This window comes from Streptomyces sp. NPDC058371, from assembly GCF_042723265.1.
Classification (GTDB): Bacteria; Actinomycetota; Actinomycetes; order Streptomycetales; family Streptomycetaceae; genus Streptomyces.
Map to the genome: position 1 here is coordinate 16,607 of NZ_JBHXJC010000015.1, position 20,821 is coordinate 37,427.

Annotated in this window: 15 protein-coding genes; 4 read left to right on the plus strand and 11 right to left on the minus strand. The window is 70.8% G+C overall.

Annotated elements, in window-relative coordinates; genetic code table 11:
• The first annotated feature begins 9 nt into the window (after positions 1-9).
• Together ACFWM2_RS32680 and ACFWM2_RS32685 are read left to right on the plus strand one after the other, a co-directional pair.
• Positions 10-405, plus strand: a complete 396-nt coding sequence (locus tag ACFWM2_RS32680) for a hypothetical protein (RefSeq protein ID WP_383287471.1) — start codon at positions 10-12, stop codon at positions 403-405.
• Between the two features lie 6 nt (positions 406-411).
• A complete protein-coding gene (locus tag ACFWM2_RS32685; protein ID WP_383287473.1) occupies positions 412-1,647 on the plus strand; it encodes a hypothetical protein in 1,236 nt (411 codons plus the stop codon).
• A gap of 364 nt (positions 1,648-2,011) precedes the next feature.
• Here ACFWM2_RS32685 and ACFWM2_RS32690 read toward each other — a convergent pair whose 3' ends face one another.
• From ACFWM2_RS32690 to ACFWM2_RS32705, 4 genes are all read right to left on the minus strand, one after another.
• Positions 2,012-2,398: a hypothetical protein gene (locus tag ACFWM2_RS32690; protein ID WP_383287475.1), complete on the minus strand. Its 387-nt coding sequence runs from the start codon at positions 2,396-2,398 to the stop codon at positions 2,012-2,014.
• 304 nt (positions 2,399-2,702) lie between these two features.
• Positions 2,703-3,092, minus strand: a complete 390-nt coding sequence (locus tag ACFWM2_RS32695; RefSeq protein ID WP_383287477.1) for a DUF6009 family protein — start codon at positions 3,090-3,092, stop codon at positions 2,703-2,705.
• Positions 3,093-3,237: 145 nt separating this feature from the next.
• Positions 3,238-4,815, minus strand: coding sequence for a phage/plasmid primase, P4 family (locus tag ACFWM2_RS32700; RefSeq protein ID WP_383287479.1), 1,578 nt, complete (start codon positions 4,813-4,815; stop codon positions 3,238-3,240).
• Positions 4,812-5,867: a bifunctional DNA primase/polymerase gene (locus ACFWM2_RS32705; RefSeq protein WP_383287793.1), complete on the minus strand. Its 1,056-nt coding sequence runs from the start codon at positions 5,865-5,867 to the stop codon at positions 4,812-4,814. Before ACFWM2_RS32705 ends, ACFWM2_RS32700 begins: the two co-directional genes overlap by 4 nt.
• A gap of 796 nt (positions 5,868-6,663) precedes the next feature.
• On the opposite strand from ACFWM2_RS32705, the gene ACFWM2_RS32710 reads away from it, so the two are divergent.
• Positions 6,664-7,365 (plus strand): hypothetical protein, encoded by a 702-nt coding sequence (locus ACFWM2_RS32710; RefSeq protein WP_383287481.1) that lies wholly within the window; start codon positions 6,664-6,666, stop codon positions 7,363-7,365.
• A gap of 195 nt (positions 7,366-7,560) precedes the next feature.
• On the opposite strand, the gene ACFWM2_RS32715 is transcribed toward ACFWM2_RS32710, so the two are convergent.
• From ACFWM2_RS32715 to mobF, 6 genes are all read right to left on the minus strand, one after another.
• On the minus strand, positions 7,561-8,838 hold the full coding sequence (locus ACFWM2_RS32715; RefSeq protein WP_383287483.1) for an MFS transporter: 1,278 nt from the start codon (positions 8,836-8,838) through the stop codon (positions 7,561-7,563).
• Positions 8,839-9,304: 466 nt separating this feature from the next.
• On the minus strand, positions 9,305-9,844 hold the full coding sequence (locus tag ACFWM2_RS32720) for a hypothetical protein (protein ID WP_383287484.1): 540 nt from the start codon (positions 9,842-9,844) through the stop codon (positions 9,305-9,307).
• A 302-nt stretch (positions 9,845-10,146) separates the two neighbouring features.
• On the minus strand, positions 10,147-10,503 hold the full coding sequence (locus ACFWM2_RS32725; protein WP_383287486.1) for an SH3 domain-containing protein: 357 nt from the start codon (positions 10,501-10,503) through the stop codon (positions 10,147-10,149).
• 610 nt (positions 10,504-11,113) lie between these two features.
• On the minus strand, positions 11,114-12,670 hold the full coding sequence (locus ACFWM2_RS32730) for a hypothetical protein (RefSeq protein ID WP_383287488.1): 1,557 nt from the start codon (positions 12,668-12,670) through the stop codon (positions 11,114-11,116).
• Between the two features lie 344 nt (positions 12,671-13,014).
• Positions 13,015-14,241 carry a DUF1173 family protein gene (locus ACFWM2_RS32735; RefSeq protein ID WP_383287490.1) on the minus strand — a complete coding sequence of 409 codons (1,227 nt, stop codon included), beginning with the start codon at positions 14,239-14,241 and terminating at the stop codon, positions 13,015-13,017.
• Positions 14,242-14,353: 112 nt separating this feature from the next.
• The gene (mobF, locus tag ACFWM2_RS32740) at positions 14,354-19,048 is read right to left on the minus strand and encodes a MobF family relaxase (protein WP_383287492.1); all 4,695 of its coding nucleotides are present in this window, start codon (positions 19,046-19,048) and stop codon (positions 14,354-14,356) included.
• 430 nt (positions 19,049-19,478) lie between these two features.
• Here mobF and ACFWM2_RS32745 point away from each other — a divergent pair, with 430 nt between their 5' ends.
• Positions 19,479-20,129, plus strand: coding sequence for a hypothetical protein (locus ACFWM2_RS32745; RefSeq protein WP_383287494.1), 651 nt, complete (start codon positions 19,479-19,481; stop codon positions 20,127-20,129).
• Between the two features lie 75 nt (positions 20,130-20,204).
• On the opposite strand, the gene ACFWM2_RS32750 is transcribed toward ACFWM2_RS32745, so the two are convergent.
• Positions 20,205-20,639 carry a hypothetical protein gene (locus ACFWM2_RS32750; protein ID WP_383287496.1) on the minus strand — a complete coding sequence of 145 codons (435 nt, stop codon included), beginning with the start codon at positions 20,637-20,639 and terminating at the stop codon, positions 20,205-20,207.
• Positions 20,640-20,821 lie beyond the last annotated feature (182 nt).

Here is a 20,821-nt window from a genome sequence, read left to right on the forward strand (position 1 = left end):
GGAGCAGTGGTGAGTGCAGAGTCCCCCTCGCCGGGCCCGGCCTTCACGCAGGTACAGCTGATCGGACCGCCCGCTGAGGTCGATCGGTTGATGGCCCTGCTGAGCAGCGGCGCCGAGGTCATCTTCGACTCCCCGTCAAAGCCCAATGACCGAGGGGAGGTTGAGCGCACCGCCCAGGTGGTCACCCACCCCGTCCCTCGGCCTCCCTCGCCCGAACTCGGCATGTCGGTCACGGTGCAGGCCGTTCTGGAGACCGAGAGCGGCGCCTTTCCGCGCCTGCCCGGTGGCAGGGCGGCGCAGGAGGTGGAGGAGTCCGTGGCGGAGGCTCTTCAAGCCATGCCCCAGGTCCGGCGGGCGAGCAGCCGCCTGGTCTCGGTCTGGGGTATGCCCGCGTCGCAGGAGTAGGCGGCCATGGCGGGGGCCGAGGCTCGGCTGGACGCGGCGGGTGTGTCGCTGTGGCTGACCGACTGGAAGGTCGACGGGGGCGGGGCGTGGTCGGGCCAGCGGGTCATGGCGCTGGTCGGGGGCGCCTATGCGGGTCACCTGGACGTCTACGTCCACCCCGACGGGCAGGCCGTTGATGTCGCAGGCCTGGAGGTGTCGCCCGAATACCGCAACCGGTATCTGGCCTCGGTGATGATGGACGCGCTCTACGCGGCCTACCCCACCGCCTGGATCAACCACGGCGGGCGGACCCCGGGGGGAACGGTGTGGTGGGACCGCTACAACGAGCCTGCGCCGGAACGCAACGTGCACAACCGTCCCGCGGCCGAGTGGGCTTACTACTTCGATCCCCTCACGGTCGCCGCCCAGAAGGCCCGCAATGCCTACCAGAACCGGTACCACGGCGTGAACGGTCATCAAGAGGCGGTGTACCGGTACGGCGAGTCGATGGAGGACGAGGCCCGGCAGTACGCCCCTGCCTTCCACGAGCCCGACGTGCAGGGACCCGATCCGGGACTCGATGAGTTGTACGGCGGGATGCGGGTGATCCTTCCGCCTGGGCTGCACCGCATCGTGCACGACAGCAGTCGCGACGCCGCCGAGCGGGCCGGGCTCGTGCTCGACCACATCGGGCACGGGAGCCTGCCGCACTACTCGCCCTGGAGCACCACCGAGCAGAGCGCGTTCGAGGACCTCGTCCATGAGCAGGTCTTCGACACAGAGTCCCAGCAGCTGGCCACGCACCTGACCTTCCACGTCCTACCGCTGGCAGACCAGGAGATGCCGCTGCACCACGTCAAGGCCACATGGTTGCAGTTCGCCAACTCGCCTGGCATCGAGGTGCAGTTGGTCGGGATGTCCTGGCGGTCCCCGCAGCAGATGTGGGTCACCCACAGCGCCGTCTTCGACCCGCCGGTGGACGCGGCCATCACCCCGGAGTACCCGCAAGACGCCAGCCCCGCCTACCGGGCCCGCTACAGCGAGATCGGCGACCTGCTCCCCGGACAGACCCAGCGTCGCGCCGAGGGGGCCTCGCCCTACGCGGGACGCGAAGCGGAGATCCGCGACATGGCGGACAGACTCCAGCAGGCCGTCGCGCGGCGGGCAACCGACCGGCCTCCCGCGGCCTCCGGGCAGCCGACGCCCGCAGATCATCAGGTACACCAGCAGCCTCCACCGCAGCAGACAACGGGCATCCGGTAGCCGGACGTCGCGGCACGCACGCTCGAGCGCCTCGTCTGCCTGCGCAAGATCGTCGGTCAGGCGCGTGAGCGTCCTGCACGCCGAGCGTGGCGTGACGGTGGCCAGCTGTTGCCGCTGGCGGCGTGTATGTGGGCGCCTTGGAGTTGAGGCGCAACGGTGAAGGCGAGGACGTCCGGCAGCGCGGCTGTTGCGGACGAGAACTGGTCGTTGGGCCGTCTCGCAGGCTTCGGTGATCTGCTGGGCGAGCAACAGCAGGTGCGTGTGAGTCTGCAGGCGGTCGCGGCGTCCCAGGGGGCGATCGTGTGGCTGACTGTCGCGACAGGATGCTGGCGGCGGCGCGACGGCATCCACCGACGCCCTGCGGCTATCGGCGGGAACTGTGACCGGGCTGCTGGGGCGTTACGGACTGATGTTGTTCGCGGTCGTGCGGGGGCTTTCCGGAGGCCGGCGTGTGAAGGGCCGCATAGGTGTCAAGCCATCGCTTGGTGCGCGCTTCGGAGTCCGCGCGGAGTCGCTCAAAGCGGGCCGCTGTGTCTGGATCCTCGGCGATCTTGCGGAAGTCGTCGTACGTGATCTCGCCGAGCTCGGCGTCGGCATGCGCGCTGTGTTCGAGAGGTCCGAGGAGCCTCAGCGGCTGTTGCCACAACTCCCGGAGCTGCGACTTGCGTTCGAGTGGTCCATCCAATGTCGCGTCTCGATCCAGGTGGGGTCGCTCCGGGCTCATGTTCTGCTCTTCCGAGGGAGTGCTCACGCCCGCTCCACCAGTCCGATCAGTGTTCTCTCGGCGCGCTGTACCGGTGCACAGCATCCTTTTAGAACAGGAGAGGGGCCCAGCCTGCCCTTTCTGCAAGGGTCAGGTGCCGTCGCGGGCGCCTCCTCCCGGCGTCTGGCACGTGCTCGTGCGAGGGCGTCCCGCAGGGCGGGGTGAACCGTCGCATCAGTCCCTGCAGGAGGTGGCCGGCTCGATACCCCGGCCGCTCCCGTGCCTGCACCATCGTCGGGCCGCCCTGGCCTCGTCTGGGTTCGGTGGGACGGGGCGGGATTTTGGTCGTTTCTCAGGATCCGGCGGCCACTATCTCTGCTGTGCCCTGCGAGCGGGCGGTTTTCTGTCCGACTTTTCCTACCGCGATGGTCCGTGGGTCGACTGCTTCGAGGGGGGCGCCCACGTTGTAGGGGCAGTCCGGGTCACCGGGGCAGTTGGGGCGGTCGTGGGGCAGCAGGTAGAAGGTGCGGCGGGCGAACAGTCCGCTGTCCTGGCTGCGGGGGGCTTTGGGCTTGAGGTTGCTGTAGCCGATGATGCGGCCGTCGCGCTCGTAACGAGGTTTGCCTGTACGGTAGTTGACCTTGTCGAGTGCCTGACGGACGTAGTCGAGGTCGGTGGGGTCTTCGAGCCAGACGATCTCGGCCTCCAGGGCGAGATCGCCTTCCTGCGGCATCGCGCTCATCGGGCCTCCTGTGTCGCGGCGGCCAGGACTGGGCCGGTCGTTGTGCTGTTCGCCTGGCTGCACCTGGGTCGGCGGGTGGGGTGCAGGTGCGCTGAACCTGATACATCGTACGGTCGCTCGGCGAGCGCTCCCAGTGCGCGTGGGGTCACGAGCTCCTCGCTTCGGCAGGTTCGGCGTCGTCGGAGAGCAGGCCGAGGCCGGGGTAGAGCTTGGTGGCGTTGTTTTTGATCATGTCGGCGGGTGAGGCGAGGCCGAGCTCCTGTCGGATGCGGCTGGCGAAGGCGCGGGGGGTGGAGGCGCGGATGCCTTCGTCGGAGCACCAGCGGCCGTAGGCCTCGTAGAGCAGCTTCTGTTCGACGCGCAGGTCGGGGTCGGGCCGGCCGTCCGCGCCTTTGGTGCAGCGTTCGGTGATGAAGCGGCCGATGTGGTCTTCAGTGGTCTCGTATGCGGCGGTGGCGACGCGTACCGAGGGCGGGCCGGTGAGGGGGTCTCGGGTGGACAGGTACTGGCGGGCTCCGTCGATGAGCCACTGGAGGATGCCGGGGCCTTCCTCGGCAACGAGTTCGGCGGCCAGGTTGTCGATTTTGCTTTCGTCGGGGACGCGGCGCTCGAAGGGGATGATCCGCATGCGGCGCCAGAAGGCGTGGCCGCCGGTGCCGACCTCGGGGCGGTGGTTACCGAGCAGCCAGAGCTTGTGGGTGGGGGTGAAGGTCATGAAGTTCTGCCGCATGCGGCGGGCGGTGATGCTGTCGCCGCCGGTGAGGAGCTTGACGCGGGCCTCGTTGAATTTGTCGTTCGGCTTGAGCTCGCTGCACACGACGATGCGCCTGCCGTGAAGTTCGGTGAGTTCCGTGGAGTGCTCGGCGAACTTGCCCTTCTCCATGAGGAACCCGGGCGGGGCGGCGTTGGCGTAGTCACCGAGGATCTGCATGGTGACTTCAAGCAGGACGGACTTGCCATTGGCGCCGGCGCCGTAGAGGAACGGCATGACTTGGGCGCCGACGTCGCCGGTGACGGAGTACCCGAGCAGCAGATGCAGGAACCGGATGGTCTCGAGACCTTTGTCGTCGTCGCCGAAGGTGTCGCGCAGGAAGCTGTTCCAGCGCGGGATCGGCATCCTGTGGGGCGCGACGGTGGTGGCCCGGGAGTGCATGTCGGTGAGCGGGTTCGGCTTGCGCAGATCGCCGGTGCGCAGGTCGACGACACCGGAGGGGGTGCACAGGGCGTAGCTGTCGCCGTCGAGAATGTCGGGGTCCAGTCGCAGGCCCGGAGCGGCCTGTGCCTGGTAGAGGAGGGCTTTGACACCGGAGGAGGATTCCGAGTGGTCCCGGTGGTTCTTGAGTTCGCGGGCGGTGAACTTGCCCCGGGGGTCGTGGAGGGGAATCTGTTCGGCGAGTTCTCCGGCTGCCCAGCGGGCGGCTTCGTCGCCTCCGGTGAGCTTCCAGCGGTAGGTGTCCCAGGAGTGCCAGCCCATGCCGATCACGTACCGGAACTGGTCACTGTAGAGACGGGCGAACAGTTTGGCGTTCCCGCGGTCGGTGAGCGCGTCGGGCATGAAGGGCACCGGCAGGTTCGGGTCCACCCCGCGCGTGGGGCGGGCGTCCTGCTGGGCGGGCAGGTGAGGTGCGGGTGCTGGTTTTGCCATCACGAGGTCGAGGGCCTGCTGCTGGTGGATCTGAGCTGCGGCAGCTTCGGCGTCGAAGCGGAGGGGTTCGGCGCTCATGAACGTCCCTGAGGGTGGAGCGGGCGCTGCGCGCCGGCGGACAGAGCGGACTCGATGATCGTGGTGTTGCGGCGTTCTTGATGCGGGCGGGCAGCGCGTGCCGCCTCGTGCAGGAGGGCCCGTGCTTCGGAGTCGGTGAGGTGTCCGCCTTCTACCAGGCCGCCCGCGGTGAAAGCGGCCCGGTTGAGTTTCTCGGTGAAACTGGCGCCACTGGGCGTCGCCGCGCAGGCCGTCACCTCGTCGAGGAGCGTCTGCAGCATCCGTTCAGCGGCCTTCGCGGCGCGGCGCGGCCGCGGTCTCCTGGGCAGGGGGACGGCTGGGGGCTGAGGGGTGGGGACGTGGCCGGTGCGGGCGAGTTCGGCTGCAATCCACTGGGGCAGCATCGCAGGCTGACGGCACGCACCTATCCGGCGGTACCCGGCGTCAGTGCCGGTGGTAAACGCGACGATGTAGCCGTTGTCTGCGCGGACGTCGACCTGCCAGGCAAGGGCTGTTCGGGGACTGGAGCCGGTCGAAGAGCGGTAGCGGATCTGCGGGTTGGGGTTGCGGTACCAGATGTGCAGCCCGCCGGACGGGGTCCGCACTCGCAGCGTCGTGTCGTCCTTGGTGGGATCCGGCTTGCCGCGTAGTGCGGCCAGCAGGGCCAGCGTGTCGAAGCCGGTGGCCAGCCCATCGAGGTTGACCTGGGGCCCGATCGGGATGCCCGGCAGGAGACGGGACCGGTCGGGGACTTGGGAGGCGTGCGCGTCGACGTCCAGGACGATGAGGTTCGCGGGCCCGCACGAGACTCCCACGCCGAAGCGGGGCTGCTCCTGCCACCAGGCATCGAGACGGTCGGGCGCAGTAGTCGCCGCGTGAAAGCCGTGGCACCAGCGCCCCAGGGCGTGGCACGGGCAGGCCGAGCCCGGGTGACCATGGTCCCTGCATTCCGCGCAGTTGGCCGGCGGGGTCTTCTGCCCGGGAGCCAGGGGATGGACGGGCCAGCCTTGTTGGGCACACCAGCGGGCGAAAACATGGCTTGGCCCTGTCCCGGGCGGGACCACGGGGGTCATCGCGGGCTGGCTGGCCAATGGATCGTCCTTGCGGGTCTGAGCTTCGGGTCTGGGTCCGGTCAGGCCCGGACCCGGCCGGGCCTAACGGGACCGAAGGGACTGGCGTTTCGGGTTTGCCGAACAGGAGCGTAGCCCAGCAGAGGACCCGACAGCAGGCTGGGCTCCGCGTGTCTCGAAAGTTCAGTCCCGTCAGTCCCGCAGTCCCGTTGGCGAGGGCGCCGGCTCCGGGCGGCGTTTAGTCCCGTCAGCGTTGGTCCCGTTCGGTTTCGAGACTCGTAATGCCAGGTCAGAAGGGTTCCCACCAAGACTACGGGACTGACGGGCCCAAGATCTCCACTTATCACCGCCCCAGAGAACGAGACCTCGTATACGCGCACGCGTATGCAACCACTCCCCCAAGCAGGTGATAACTGCCAAGGTGAGTCCCGTCAGCCCCGTCCTGCAGGAGAAGAGCACCTTGACCTGCGCTTTTATTGCGGGACTGAAGCGGGACCGAACGGCCCCTGCTGGCAGGACTCCTCCTCCTCCGTGGTAGGCAGGCCGCTCCACTGTCCGGGAAGTCCTGTAGCTCGCCGTGTGGGAAACCGGAGGACGTCAACCGCTGCTGGATCTCACTCTCGCGCCAAGTACCCAGCGCATTGCCGGGCAATGGGACCGCGCGGCCCGGCCAGAGCGCGGCTCAGGGCCGCTCAACCTCACGCTGCGGCCGGGTAGTGATCGTGCGGGACCGCAACTGCCGCCCCCTCGTGGTGAGTAGCATCCGGCAGCAGGAACCAGGTACAAGGAGTGTGCTGCTGTGGCTGACGAGCCCGAGACGACCCCCATCCGGAACAAGTACGCACGGCAATACGCCGACCACCTTGAGGCCAACCGCAAGGAGCAGGCGAAGGTCATCGAGCAGATCGCCGGCCTCCACAAGCACCTTGAACAACTCGAGGTGGATGAAGCTTGGTTGAGCCAGGCGATGGGCAGTTTGCCCGCGGCGGCCGCCGCCCCGAATGGGAGCGAGGTCGATCCCACCGCCGAGACCGAGCTCCCCGCACCAGCCGAGGCCGTTGCCGATACGCTCCAGACCGTTCCGCAGCCGCGGCAGGACAAGCCGGTGAAGGCGGCGCAGTCCAAGCAGCCCACGAAGAAGACCACGGCGGCCGAGGCCACCGCGAAGAAGGCGGCAGCGAAGAAGGCGGCAGCGAAGAAGGCCGCGCCCAAGGAGCAGTCGGGGCCGCCGTTGTGGGAACTCATCCTGGGCATCCTCCTCAAGGCGCCTGGAGAGCCGCGTGTGGCCCGTGAGGTCTCCGACCAGCTCGCGCAGGGCCACCCCGGTCGGGCGACGTCCGTCCAGGCCGTGCGCAACAACCTGGAGAGGCTCGTCAAGAAGAAGCGCGTCGAGAAGTCGGTCCAACAGGGGAACGCGATGTACACCGCCTACGCTGTCGCGGCTGGCGCGGGGGAACAGGTTCCCGAGCCGGCGGCCGAGAACGTTCCGGCGGACGTCTAGCGCTCGGTTGCGCTGTTGCTGTTGCGGGTGCCGGAAGGTCATCGGCGGTGCTTGTCGGTGCAATCTCCCTGCTTCGACAGCTGTGCCACCGCGCCTGCACTCCCGGTCCAGTCGACAACCGGTGCCCCCCGTGGTACGTCCGGGCCAGGCACGGCAAATTGCTATTCCGGGAGGTGGATCTGCGCTGCGACTGGCTCACACAGCCGAAGGTGCGGACGCGGGTGCAGTACGAATTCCGAGCAGGAGTGCGCACAGGGTGGCGGTCATCAGCGGGACTACGAAGTGGCCGCTGAGCGGCCCGGCCAGGGCGGTGCCGCCGGCCAAGCCCAGGCGCATCGCGCAAGACATCCAGCCGACCGCCTCGGTCGACGTGCCGGGCGGAGCGAGCGAGGTGACAGCCAGACTGGCCACGGTCAGCAGCGGGACGAACAAGGCTCCCGGCAGCATCGCCAGGGCAAGGAGCAACGAGGCGGGGAGCGGGGCGAGCAGGGGGAGCCAGCAGAGCGCGAACACGGCTCCCAGCAGCAGGAGGTAACGCGGGCCCGGGGCAGACGCGGGCTGGTAGTGGGCGAACAGGACACCGCCGAGCAGTCCCGCCGCGGAGAACGTCGCGGGCAGCGCTCCCGCCAGCCAGGGCTCGTCCAGTTGCTCAGCCACGGAGATCCCGGCGACGTCGAGGGCGCCGACCGTGGCTCCGAGAAATACCAGAGACATCAGCAGAGAGCGCATCGCGGGTGGGCGCAGCACGCCGATCCGGGCGCGGTGGCGGGGCGCAGCACGCCAGATACGGACAGGGCTCGTGGTGGCAAAGGCAAGGGAGCCGACCCAGGTGACGGCGGCCGCCAGGGCGAGAGCCGCGCCTGGAGAGAGCCAGCTGGCCAGCGTGATGGCCAGCGCGGGCCCGACAACGTAGACGATCTCCTGGGCGGAGGAGTCCAGGGTGTAGGCGCTACGGACGTGCGCCGCGTCGGGAAGCACAGTGGGCCACAGGGATCTCAGTCCGCCCTCGAGCGGCGGGCATCCAGCCCCGGCCAGGGCAACGCATACTGCGGTGACGACCAGATGTGAAGTGCCCACTATGGCCAGGGTGCCCAGCGCGGTGGCAACCAGAGCTGCTCCCAGGTGGCAGGGCAGTGGCAGGCCGCGCAGATCGGCCAGCCTCCCCAGCAGGGGCAACCCGAGCGCTGGGGCGATGCCGTAGAGCGCGGCCAGCAGACTGGCGGTTGCCAGGGAATGACCGTCTGCCTGCGCCGCCAGGATCAGGGCGACGGGCACCATGCCCAGCGACAGACGCCCGGCCACCGAGGCGATCAGCAGGCGGCGGCAGTATCGATGCCTCAGAACAGCACGGAAGGTCGGCGGAGTTCGCCGTGCCGGAGCGGTGCCCCAGGGGACGCGGAGTGCGGGCGGCTGTGGTGCGAGGTCCGGAGCCGGTGAGGTACGGAGGGTGTCGCGGACCTGCACGTGGGCCATCGCCTGCCTACCTCTGTAAGGGAAGTCGGGGTGTCTCGTGAGACGCCCGCACGGCGGGCTTGTCAGGGGTGCACGCCGTGCGGGCGGTGGCAGCGGCCCGGGAAGGTGGACCGCTGGTGGCAAAGCCCAGCAGGGCATCGAACCCGCTTCAATGCCACTTCCCGGCAGCGGGCGGCACCGGGGCGCAAGTCCCACCATCTGGTGCGGCATTCGCTCTCACCGGTCCGCCTCACGGGCCCTCAGCCAGGGTGTACAGGCGCGGCAAGCAACCGTGCCGGCGTCTCGCGACGCAGCCGGCGGCCATCAGGCCCGAAAACGATGCACCATCGGCGCCACCTCCGGGGGCGGCCGGAGGGGCCAAAACGGCTGCGGCGGCACCCCTGGGTGGGGTCCCGCCGCGGTGTTGGTGCACGGTCGTCATGGATGGCCACCGTCAGAGAGCAGCTGCGCGATCCCGGGGCGGCGTCTACACGGTCGGGGATGCAGTGAACAGGATCGGGGCCCGGTAGCCCTTGCCGTCACCCGACCAGTCCAGCTGTATGTAGCCGTCGGCGAGGTACCGGGCCGAGGTCGCGCGGTACTTGAGCGTTCCCGTCTCGTAAGAGCCGTTGCCCGTGGCACTGCTGTTTTCGAGCGCTCCCTCAAGTCCGGTGTAGTTGGCGTACTTCACGACCGGGTCTGTGCCGCTCACGCTCTTCTTGGTCTGAAGGTGGAAGCGCGCCTTGTTGAAGGTGAAGGAGTTGTTCGTGTTGGCCGAGTAAGGGCCGTCCCAGTAGACCGTGGCTGTGGTGTAGATGTAGCCGCCGGACCGCCTGGCGCAGAGCTTGACGTCGAAAGACCAGTTGTCGGAGTCGGGGCCGTTGTACGACGGGTCGTCATACGTGTTGCTGCTGCTGGTCTTGCAGGAGTAGCTGGCCGCGGAAGCCGTTCCGGCGGTGGCGAGCGTGGTGCCGGTGACAGCGGCGGCGGCGAGCAGGGCGGCGGCGGTGCGCTTGAGCGCAGGCATATTGGCTTCCTCCGGAAATCGAGTGGGGTCGGCGGGCCGTTCGTGGCCGGGCCGTTGATAGGGGTGTTGAGCGGCTGTAGGTTCCGCGCCGGACTGGCCACTGGAATCGCTCTGAACAGCGGGTTTCGCGGTTGGCCCGCTCGGTGTCCATTTCCTCTGCCGCGGCGCCGCCCCTGGTTTGGCAAGGGGCGCTTCACCTGCGGAATCCCATCCCCACCTCCTGTTGGCCGGGCGGTGGCCAACACCGGTGGGAAAAGGGACACGGGATCGGGGATCCCACATCCGTGTGCGGGGTTGGACTATCAGCCCGCCAGGCTCACCAGGCCGTCTTCGCGGACCCAGCCGCGGGTGCCCTTGGCGATGCCGGAATTGGACCGCTGGGTGAGCTCGCTGTAGTCCCAACTGCCCTTGCTGCACAGCACCTTCAGCTTGTCGCCGCGGTACAGGTAGCCGCGGCTGCTATAGCCGGTGGACGGGCCGGTGCGGTAGTTCCAGGCGTTCTTGCCGACCTTGGCATCGAAGTTGCTCCAGTTCACGGAGCACTTCGAGCTCTCGCCGACAGCGTGCGCCGCCGGGGCCGCGGTCAAGGTCAGGGTGGCAGCGGCCGCCAGTGCGAGGACGGCGGGTGCAGCCGAGCGGAGAGCGAGACTGCGGATCATCGGGGAGCGACCTTTCGAGAGAGGGAGGGAGGGCAGGCGTTGTCCGGTCCGCTGCCGGGGCGTAGCCGGGTGGCCGGGAGGGCGCGCTCGACGCGCTGGTGGGCTATCACGCAGGTGTTTCCTTGGGTGGAGGGAAACAGGGCCGGGTGCCTCGGGCGAGGTCCGGACGGCTCCGATTCTTGGCAAGGAACAGCGGTGGTAGCGGGGCTCAGGTGCCTTCCTCCCGCCTGGCGGCTCCGCGACTTTCCCCGCTCTCCCCGCAGGCGGAATCCGCCACGCGATGGCTTCGACGGCGCGGCCAGGCGCGGCGGCAACTCGCGGTCCGGCCGGCCGGGAGGTGGAGCGAAGTTGTGCGCCGCCCCCTCCCGCCGGCGGCGTCCTCACCATCAGGTCGGCCCAGGAGCACTGAGGTCGCGCGTTGATGGGTGGCGACCGGAACAGCTGCCAGCGCACCTCTCTGCTGGCGAGAACCGGGCTATATAGAGGAGTCCGGCGGCGGTGCCGCCCACGAGCATGGTGGTGACCGCCATGGCGAGGCGGGGCAGGCCGCGCCGGATGAGCGCGCCGGCCGCGCGCAGCACCAGGGAGATGACGGTGCTCGGTGCTCAGATCACCGGTTCACTCCGGGTGTGGTGGAACCGGCGGCCAGGGCCCGGGTGTGGGCCTCGTCGTGGGCGGTGAACGCCGCCGGGTCGGGAGCCTCCGGGGCGGCGCTGCGGGCCATGACCTCCTGCAGGCGGGCGCGGATGTGCCTCTCGTCGAGGGGAACACCGGCGGCCGCGATGTGCTCCAGGGCGTCGCGTGAGCGGGTCAGCAAGTCGGTCTCGGCGCCGGCAGCGGCACGCCGGTGGGCGGGCACCGGCCGCTGGAGCTGGTAGTGGATCTGCCCGTTCAGCGCCTGAGCCGCGCGCTCCAAGGTGCCGAAGGCCTCGATGACGCGGCGCTCGGTCTGCGCGGCCGCGACTGGGGCGAGCGCCTCGGGCAGGTCGCGGGGGGCGAGGGCAGGGTAGGCCAGGCGGCCGAGCGCGTCGTGCAGGAGGTGCAGTTGGCCCTCGCGCGCGGCCAGGTAGCCGGTTTCGGCATGCAGCAGCTCCGGGCCAGCGAAGTAGTCGGCGCGGTCCTCGGCAGTGGTCGCGGCGCGCTGCGCGGCCAGGGCCTCGACAGCGTCCTGGGCGGTGGCTGAGTTCTGCCGCCAGGCGGCGGCCGGGCCGCTGGTAGCCAGGGAGCGGGCCGGGATCGGGAAGGAGTCCAGGAGTTGCTGCGCTTCCTGGTCCCATCCCGAGTGCGCGGCGGCGGTGTAGGCGCGGACGGTCTCGCGGGCCTGGGCCAGGTGCGCGGTGCGCTGCGCGTCGAGGACGGGGACGCTCCGCAGGGAGCCGTCGGCCCGTCGGTCGCGCAGGTGGTCGGTGATGTCCGGCTCAAGGACGGCCCTCAACTGCTGGGCGGACGCGTCGCGCAGGGCGATCTGGTCGAGCAGCCAGTCGGCCATCTCCGTGAGCGCCGGGACATCGGCGGCCAGAGACTCCACGGTGCGCCAGTCCTCGATCAGCTCGGCGCGCGGGCGGTAGGCGCGCTCCAGCCGGTCGAGGAGGTCGGCCATTTTGCGTCCGGCGCTTACCACCAACTCCACGGTGACCTCGTCCTGTTCACCGGCGGCTGCCAGGCTCTGGTCGAGCACGACGGGCGGCGGGTAACCGGCCAGGGCGCGCATGTGAGAGGTCCAGGCGGCGGCCGCGGCGATCCACCCGAGCTCGAGGCCCTGCGACGCCTCGGCATTACGCCGGTAAAGCCAGCTAGCCAGCAGGTCGGTAAGCCGGGCCTCATCATTGTCCGGGTCGGTCATCAGGTGGGCGGCAAGCTCGCCCGGGGTGTGCTCGCGCATGCCGCCGGGTTCGGCGGTGATGATGGCCAGCTGCCGCGTTCCGTTGTCCAGTTGGAGCCAGCGGCGCAGCGCCTCTTGCCGGCCGTGGGCGACGTCCTGCACCTCCATGCGCGTGAGGTCGGCGCCGTTGCGGGCGATCCCGGTCTCTCCCACCCGGGGGGCCTCGGTCTCGGCCCAATCGGTCGCCTCCCTCCTCGCGGCCACCCATGCCAAGGCGTACGCGTCCTCTCCCCGCTGGGTCAACCAGGTGCGGAAGTCGTCGGGGAGAGAGGTCTGCTCGCTCATCAAGGCGCCTTCTGCTCGGCGATGGGAAGCCGCGCTGCCCGTGGACGGGCGGCTTGCGGCAGCTTGCCCGGACCGGTGGTGTCCACCGGCCTGTCCGCTGGGCCGTTCCACCACGCGGGAGCAGGAAGACAACCACCCGCCATCCCGTCCCGTGAGGCGGGACGAAGACCGGGTAAAGAGGCCCCGCAAGGAGCGGCCGGCAACGAGAGCCGGGGGTGGCCGGACAGAGCGAGACTCGTCGTACAACGGAGGCGGGCTGCTGCCTGCGCGGCGCGTGCTGTATCCAGATTCGCCAACGCCGCCCCGGGCGTTGGAGTTTGGCCCGCCCAAGGGGTGGCGGCCGGTCAGCTTCGGCTCGGGTGCGTGAGCGTGGGCAGCGGGTGGGCGGTGTCCCACTCGATGAGGAGACGTCCCTGGCGTTGATAGAACTCCTGTTTTGTGCGTTTGCGCCGGTCGTAGGTTCCGCGGCCGTGGATTCCATACACCTCGACGTACTGGTGGGGATCCGTGTCAGTGAGGACGAAATCGGGCAGGACGGCGTCCGTGCTGTCGTAGCGAATGGGCTTGACAAAGGCGCGGCGGCAGGAGGTGAGAGCGTCGGCCATGACCACTTCGTGCGAGGAGTCGGCTGGGATGTAGTGCTCGGTGGTGAGCATCGCGGCCAGGTCGACAACAGTGAGGTATCCCTTGGGACTGCGTTCGACGACGAACAGGGCGACGCGCACGGCGCCGTGCGCGGCGGCGGTCTGGGAGAAGGCCCGGGGGTAGGAGTGGGCGGCCCGCTCGTGCAGGGCCGCCCTGGCGTAGAGCGGAGTGCGCTGGTGGGCGAGGCGGTAGGCGAAGCCGTACGGGGTGGTGGCTATCTCCTTGATCTGGCCGAGCACCAGGGCTCGCCGTTCGGTGTCGCCGTGGCGTCCGAGGCGGGCCTGGAACGCCTCCAGTGCGGCGGAGTTCGTGGCGGCCGTCGCCTGGCTGAAGGGCGGCACGAGGTAGAGGACATCGCCCAGGTCTTGGCCGTTGACGGTGCAGCCTGCCAGCTGCAGGCACAGCTGGGAGTGGCACATCCGCCAGGTCCGCTGTCGAAACCGTGGCAGCCATGCGTTGAGTTGGGCACCTTCCCACAGCCAGTGCAGCAGTCCGAGCAGTCCGACGGTGCGCCGCGACCGTCGCTCGCGGGTCTCGTCCTCCGCAGGATCGCACCTTTGGGGGATGGAGAGAGGGCGGGCGAGGGCGGTGCCCAGACGGATGGAGACTCCGTCGTCTGTCTCCCGGATGGCCTGCGTGCTGTAGCCGTCGCGGCCGGACAGGCCGGGCGCGAGTTTGTGGAAGGGGCAGCCGGTGTCGTGCTTCTCCCCCTCGCCGGGCCAGCCGGCCACGTGGTAGCGGCCCGTGCGGGTGCAGCGGATGACCAGCCGCAGGGCGGGGCGCCGACACAGGCATAAAGCGTGTCCGACCTCGGCCTTGGCCCGGGTGAACAGCGGGGCGGCCGCGATGGCGTACTCGCGCAGCCATGTCAGCGACACGGTGCGGTCCGCTAGTTGGATACGGCTGTGTTCGGATGCGGGTTCCATGCTCACCTGTCTCTCGCCTCGAGGGGAATTCCCGCAGCGCTGGCGGTTCCCGCTTGCGGGTGGGGTGGCCCTGCCACGGTCCGTGGCTCGATGGGGCGGTATCGCTGCCTGTTCATCCGCGGCTTGTGTGCCGATGGCCGGGCTGGGGTGTTCCCTGCGGGGGCGGCTGGCGCATTGGCGAGGTAGGTGGCAGGAGCGCTGCCCGTTCGGCTGCGGTACGTGCCCGCATCTGCTCCAGGCGTCGCTGAACGCGGGCGTGGGTGTAGAGGTCGACGGCGTCGGTGAGATGGTCCCATTCCTCGCCATCGAGGCCCTGGGGGCGCGGGCCCAGTACGTCGGGACCGGCGCGGTGGTGGCGGCGCCGGTAGTCGCCGATGCCAGTGAGGAGCTTGGTGTAGGTGCGTTGTTCGTCCTCGTCGTCCTCCCCCGGTGCGGTGATTTCCTCCATCCAGGATTCAGGCAAACTCTCGCCGGCGAGCACGGCGGCCAGGGCGCGCCGCGCCATCCGCGCGTCCAGTGCGCCATAGGAAGGGAGGGCGACGCCCAACGGGTCGCGCAAGGCCGGGTGGTCGGGCAGGGGCCCGGCGGGCGGCGGCGTGTCGAGGTGGCTGAGGGCCGCTTCGATCATGACCGAGACGGGGGCGTCGGGCGGCGGGAGGTGCAGCGGGCGGCGGCGCCCGGTCAGGGCGCGGACCCGGGCGTCCATGTCGTCCCAGGCTGCGGCATCCTCTGGGTCGGCCGGGCGTGGGCCCAGTCCGGGAACAGCGGTGATGGCGTGGCGGGTGCGCCACAGTTCCACCAGAGCGCAGGTGGTGGCCCACACGTGGCGCCGCCGGGGGGCGCTGGTGGGTGGCGGCGGGCCGAGCGGGCGGGCCCAGGCAGGCGGGGATGAGGCCAGGGTGTGACCGCGGTCGGCCAGCGAGCGGGCCAGGATGCGGTGGCGCTCGGCAAGATGCGTGACCCAGTGTGCGGGTGTGCCGGGGTGGACCAGGGCGTGCCGGTCGGCGACCCAGTCGGGTATCTCCCCGCGGTGGGTGGGCTGGTGAGGGGTGCGGTCAGGCAGGCGCTCGCGCCACCGCAGCTCGGCGAAGATCTTGTCGGTCACGGCGTCTGCGCGGGCCAGCGCGGTGCGCGCGGATTGCTGCCGCTGGGCTGTGGTGGCGGCTCGTGTCTGGAGGGTGTGGCGTATCGCGGCCAGTGAGGTGGCACCGGTCGGTGCTTGGGTGGTGGCCCGCTCGCGCTGAAATTCCTCGCGCGCGGCGTCGCACCAGTGCAGGGTGCGGCGCAGCTGGGACTCTCGGGTGAGGTCAGCGATGACGTGCCGGGCGGCGTCCGACAGAGGGGTTCGGCCCGCCTGAGCGCGGCGAATCTGGGCGCGTGCGGCCGCCAGTTGGGCGGCGAGGTCGCGGCGGGAGAGGTCCCCCATCGGGCGCTGGTCCCAGGCGGGGTGGGCGTGGCCGGCACGCGTGGTGACCGGGGCGGGCAGGTGAGTGAAGGCTGCGTCGGCGGCCTTGAGCGCCTCGCGGGCCACGGCGCGATGGGAGGCGGCGAGCCGGGACAGCGTGTGCAGTTGCATCAGCGTGAGCGCGGCCAGTGGGCGTTGGCGGTCGTCATGCTGGGCTTCAACGGCTTCCGCCAGGCGCTCGCGCACCCGCCAGGTCAGCACCGCGGAGGGGTCGTCTGCGTCTGCGAATCCGCGCCGGGGCACGGTGGTGGACAGCAGACGGGGCAGGTCGAACCCGGCTCGCTCGGCGTCGTGCAGTGCGCCAAGCAGGGCCGGGTAGGCATCGGCGGCCATGAACCAGGCAGCCCGGTCCGCGCCGAGGGTGCGCTCGAGGAGGCCGGTCAGCCGGGCAGTGGTGGCCCGCTCGGTGACGTCGGCGAACTCGGCGGACAGCTGTCCGGGCGCGCCGATCTCCTGCTGCAGCTCGGCGATGGATTCGGTCGCTGACAGCTGGGCGCGGCGCCGGGCGGCGATGGAGGTGAGCACGTCGTCCAGGCGGTCGCCGTCCTCGATCGCAACGTAGATGCGGTTGGTGCGCGCCCCGCGGGTCAGCTGGACGTAGACGCCTTCGCGGCTGGACCGGGAGGAGGCCAGCGCGTGCGAGGTGTCGACCGTCATGCCCTGGGAGCGGTGGATGGTGGAGGCGTAGCCGAGCTCGCACTGGGTGGCCATGTACTGGGCGGGCAGGCGGATGCGGCCGCGATGCTGGGTGTGGCGGACCACCACGTCCCCGCCGGGCAGGATCCTCTGGACGGTCCAGGTGTCTCCGTTCTTCACGAAGTCTCTCCCGCCGCGGACGGTCATGCGGCGGCGGTTGAGTCGGGTGGCGATGACGTCACCGACGTGCGCGTGCTGCCCGGTGCGCAGTGCGGCGGCGTGTCTGGCATCGACGTTGCCGGCCTCGATGTGCCAGGCCTGGGCGCGCAGGTTGAGCTCGGTCACGGTCGCCGTGTCGGCGGCCGTCATCAGCGAAGTGAGTCCCTTGCCCAGGTCCTTGGCCCAGGCCGCGAAGACCGCGTCGCACATCGCCTCGTAGTTTCCGGCGACGATCCGGTTCTTGGCCCGGTACCAGCCGAACGCGTTGCGGTTGTCCTCGCCGTCGCGCAGGACGAGTGAGGCGTCGGCCTCCCCGTCGATGCTAAAGCGGTGCAGCTGGTCGAGTTCGACGGCGCCGCCCGCCCGCGCGATGAGCCGCAGGGCTCCCCCCGCCTCCACGGCGGCGAGCTGGTGCGGGTCGCCGAGCAGGCGCACCACCGCCCCGGCGGCCGACGCGTCGGCGAGGATCCGATCGAGCAGGAGGGTGCCGGCCATGCCCGCCTCATCGATGAGGACGACGTCGCCAGGCCGTAGTTGGAAGTCCTCGCCGACCGTCTTCCCTTCGGTGACGCGGCCGCGCTGGTGCAGCCAGGAGTGCAGGGTGTGGGCACGCCGCTGGAGGTCGTCGCCCAGGACTTTCGCCGCCCGGGAGGACGGCGCGAGGGGGATCAGCCGGCCGCCGGCCGCGTCCACGGCGCGGGACACCAGCCGCATCGCCGTGGTCTTTCCGGCGCCCGCCGGGCCCAGACCGGCCAGCAGCAGCTTCTCGGAGAGCACGAACGAGGAGGCCAGCGCGCGCTGGCCGGCGTCCATCGGGCCGCGGTGCAGGGCCGCGACGCGGGCGAAGGTGCCCCGCCCCACCGGCGGAATGACGTGTCTGCGGGCGCCCGCCAGGAGCCGGTTCTCGGCAGCGAGCAGGGAGTGTGTGGTGTAGGTCTGCGAGCCGATGGGCCGGTAGACGCTGGTGCCGTCGGGGCGCTGCAGGTCAGGGTGTTGGGGGTTGATCTCGGGCGGAGTGATGTCCAGGCAGTCGCCGTGGGCGAGGACCCGGTCGGTGATCTCCTCGGCCGCCTCGGGCTCGGCGGTGGCCCCGGCCAGGGTCCGCATCAGGTAGCGGCGCGACTCGGCCAGCACGTGGCGGCGGCGGAACGTCGTACGGCGCTCGGCGACCGCCGCCAGGACCTTCTCGGCCGCCGCGGCGACGTCGAACTCGGCCGGGGCGGGCCGGGCTCGGGCGGCGGCCTGCGCGGTGGTGAGCAGGTTGTCGACGGTGGCGCGGTCGGTGACCGCGATGGCCCGGCGCCGCCACGTGGCCAACAGCTCATCCAACGAGCGCGCCGTGCGTTTGGCGGGACGGGTCTGGCTGCGCGCCCGATCGAGCAGGGCGTAGCGGGCCGGTCCGTGCGGCTGACGTCCATGGCGTCTTCGGTAGTCGTCAAAGAGAGCATCCGCCGCGGTGCGTACGGCGCTGCCCCGCTGCGCGAAGGCCGCGCGCAGCCGCGCATCGATGCCCGCGATACGCATCACGGGCCGCTGTCCGGGGGTGACCTCGACCTCATGGGTGACCAGGCCCAAGCGGCCGCAGACGAGTTCGAGGGAGCGCTGGTTGAACAGCTCGCTGGCGACCACGACATCGCGCAAAAGGAGGCGGGAGTCCAGATTGCGCCAGCGGCCGTCCGGCCCCTTCACGCGCGGGGATATCACCGCGTGCTCGTGCACCATGGGGTCGCCGGCACGGGATTCGTAGTGGAGGTAGACCGTGGCCAGCAGGCCCGGATCGGCCCGCTGTTGGGCCACGCCGCCCGGGCCGGTGCGTACCGCGAGCGCATGATGCTCCAGCCACGCCAGGGCCTCCGAGCGTGCCTGGGCCAGGACCTCCAGGACGATCCGCCGTACCTCGGGCCCGCCGAGCGCGAACAGCAGCGACAGCTCCTCGGAGGAGAAGGTGAGGTCGTAGCCGGTCACCGCGCGGCGTTGGGGACCTGTCCGTGCGGCCAGGAACCGGCCGAGCTCGGCGCCGTCGGACGGGGCCCGGTGGTACTCGGCCTCGAAGGCGCGCGCGGCGGTCTTCATCCGCAGGTCCTTCGTCTCGGCCTTCGTCAGCGGGCGGCACAGCTGCCTGCTGACGCGTTCGAGGAGCTGCTCGATCTCCTTGTCGAGCGGGGAGAGTTCGGCCAGCTGCGGTACGGCCGGCCCGAGCTTGGCCGCCTTCATGGCCCGCTTGAGCGATGCCCCTTCGCTCAGTTCACGGGCCGCGATCGCCTCGGCGTCGGGGTGCATGCCCAGCCCGAACAGGGCCCGCATCTGCGCGTCGCTCACGATGCCGGACAGCCCCAGAGCCTGGGCGGCCTGTCCGTGCCACAGACCGGGCGGCACCCCCGGCACGCTGGAGGACACCGTGAGCTCACCGCCCTGAGCACCGTCGCCCAGGGCGATATTGCGCCGGTAGTAGCGCTCCCGCCCCGCCGTGATGCCTATCGCCGTCATCCCCACGACGCCAGAAGATCACCGCCGTACAGGGGCGTGCGGGCGCCGACCGGCGCGGAGCCTCGAACTTCCCAGGCCTCGAGAAACAACCTCCCAACGCGTCCCGCCGGAAGGGAAAACAGCCCTCGAGCCCGGTGACGTGTCAAAAGTGCCAGAGGTGCGCGGTCACCGACCTGCCACCGACCGGCGACCACACACCCGCACCACTGACACGGCACCGGTGACACCACCAGCCCCGGCACTCCCCCGCCCCGTCCGTGGGCCCCCCACTTGGTGCCGACACCGTCCCGTGAGCGGGACCGGGCGCAGCGACGGGCGTGCTACGGCCTGGGACAGGGACGGCTCGCGCCGGTTGGCGGGTGTCGGGCGGCTGAGACTGGCGCGAGGTGGCCCGCGATCGGTGGGCCCGGTCGGCCGGGAGGTGGCTGCGGTGGCGGGAAGCCAGACCAAGGGCAAGGGGAAGGCCAGCGGGATGCTGGCGCGGCGGAAGGCGGCGCTGGAGCGTGCTGCGTTGCGGGTGGCCGAGCAGCGGCAGGTGGCGGCGGAGGCGGAGGCGGAGCGGCTGCGCAAGGAGGCGGCGTTCGACGAGCTGGTGGCCGACTTCGAGCTGGCGGTGGAGGACGAGACGTCGGTGGCCGCCGAGGTGGAGGAGGAGGTGCGTCGGGTGCGTGAGCGCGGCCAGGTGCGGATCAACGAGGCGCGGGTGGTGGCGGCGCGGGTGGTGCTGGCGATGGGCGATGCCGGGGAGACGGTGGCGGGGTGCGGGCGCCGGTTGGGCGTGGGGGTGGAGCGGGTTAAGGAGCTGCGGCGGCTGGGACGTGAGGACTTGGCCGGGGAGGGCTCGGAGAGGGCGCCAGGGAAGGAGAACGCCCTGGAGAAGATGAAGGCGGCAAAGAAGGCGGCGGAGAAGGCGGCGGGCGGGGAGCAGCGGGATGGCGTGCACGCGGCCGGGCCGGCGGGACGGAGTGCGGGTGCGGCGCCGGTCGCCGCTCCGCCGGTGAGTGCTCCTCCTCCGTCGGCCGGGCCTTCCGGTGCGCCGGTGGGCGGGGTGCGGCCCGGGTGGCCGGAGCCGTCGCGATGAGGGGTGCGGTGCGGGCATGGAGCGGCCCCGGCCGCCGCGGGTGCGGTGGCCGGGGCCGGGATGTGGGGACGGGGTTCAGCGCGGGGGCTGCTGGTTCGACCAGGGGGCGGCGGCCCGATGGGGCGCGGTCGGCTGCGGGGCGGGTGCCTGCTGCTGGGCGGGATAGGCGGCGGGCTGCTGCTGCCAGGCGGCCGCGGCGGGCTGCTGCTGGAAAGGGGCCTGTTGTGGGGGGATGTGGCCGGTGAAGCGTCCGGGGTCGACGTCCTTGAGGTAGACGGTGACGGGGGCCCGGTCGGCGACGAAGATGCGTTCGTGGACGCCGGGCGGGGTGAGTATCCACACGATGGTGCCGTCGCGGCGCTTGGTGCGGCGGATGAGCGGCGGGGGTTCGAGGGTGACCTCCTCGGTGATGTCGGTGTTGGGGTCGGTCTCGGAGACCGTGATGTGGTCGACGACGCTGAAGAGACCGGCGAACTGGGCGAGTTCGTTGATGGTGGTCTCGTGCTTCACGGCGCTCCCCCCTTTCTGGCGGTGGCCTGGTCCTGCTGGTTCGGTTGGACGCTAGGCGGCCTGCGGGGCGTGCGGGGGCGGGTGGGCGTGCGGGTGCCGGGAGGCGGGATGCGGGTTGAGATGGCGGGTGCCCCAGGCGGGATACGCACAGCGGCCCCGCGCCGGGACGGGTGTCCCGGCGT

Coding starts and splice junctions, on each gene's coding strand:
- ACFWM2_RS32685 (WP_383287473.1), top strand. CDS start 412: ATGGCGGGGGCCGAGGCTCGGCTGGACGCGGCGGGTGTGTCGCTGTGG.
- ACFWM2_RS32695 (WP_383287477.1), bottom strand. CDS start 3,092: ATGAGCGCGATGCCGCAGGAAGGCGATCTCGCCCTGGAGGCCGAGATC.
- ACFWM2_RS32700 (WP_383287479.1), bottom strand. CDS start 4,815: ATGAGCGCCGAACCCCTCCGCTTCGACGCCGAAGCTGCCGCAGCTCAG.
- ACFWM2_RS32705 (WP_383287793.1), bottom strand. CDS start 5,867: ATGACCCCCGTGGTCCCGCCCGGGACAGGGCCAAGCCATGTTTTCGCC.
- ACFWM2_RS32715 (WP_383287483.1), bottom strand. CDS start 8,838: ATGGCCCACGTGCAGGTCCGCGACACCCTCCGTACCTCACCGGCTCCG.
- ACFWM2_RS32720 (WP_383287484.1), bottom strand. CDS start 9,844: ATGCCTGCGCTCAAGCGCACCGCCGCCGCCCTGCTCGCCGCCGCCGCT.
- ACFWM2_RS32725 (WP_383287486.1), bottom strand. CDS start 10,503: ATGATCCGCAGTCTCGCTCTCCGCTCGGCTGCACCCGCCGTCCTCGCA.
- ACFWM2_RS32730 (WP_383287488.1), bottom strand. CDS start 12,670: ATGAGCGAGCAGACCTCTCTCCCCGACGACTTCCGCACCTGGTTGACC.
- ACFWM2_RS32735 (WP_383287490.1), bottom strand. CDS start 14,241: ATGGAACCCGCATCCGAACACAGCCGTATCCAACTAGCGGACCGCACC.
- mobF (WP_383287492.1), bottom strand. CDS start 19,048: ATGACGGCGATAGGCATCACGGCGGGGCGGGAGCGCTACTACCGGCGC.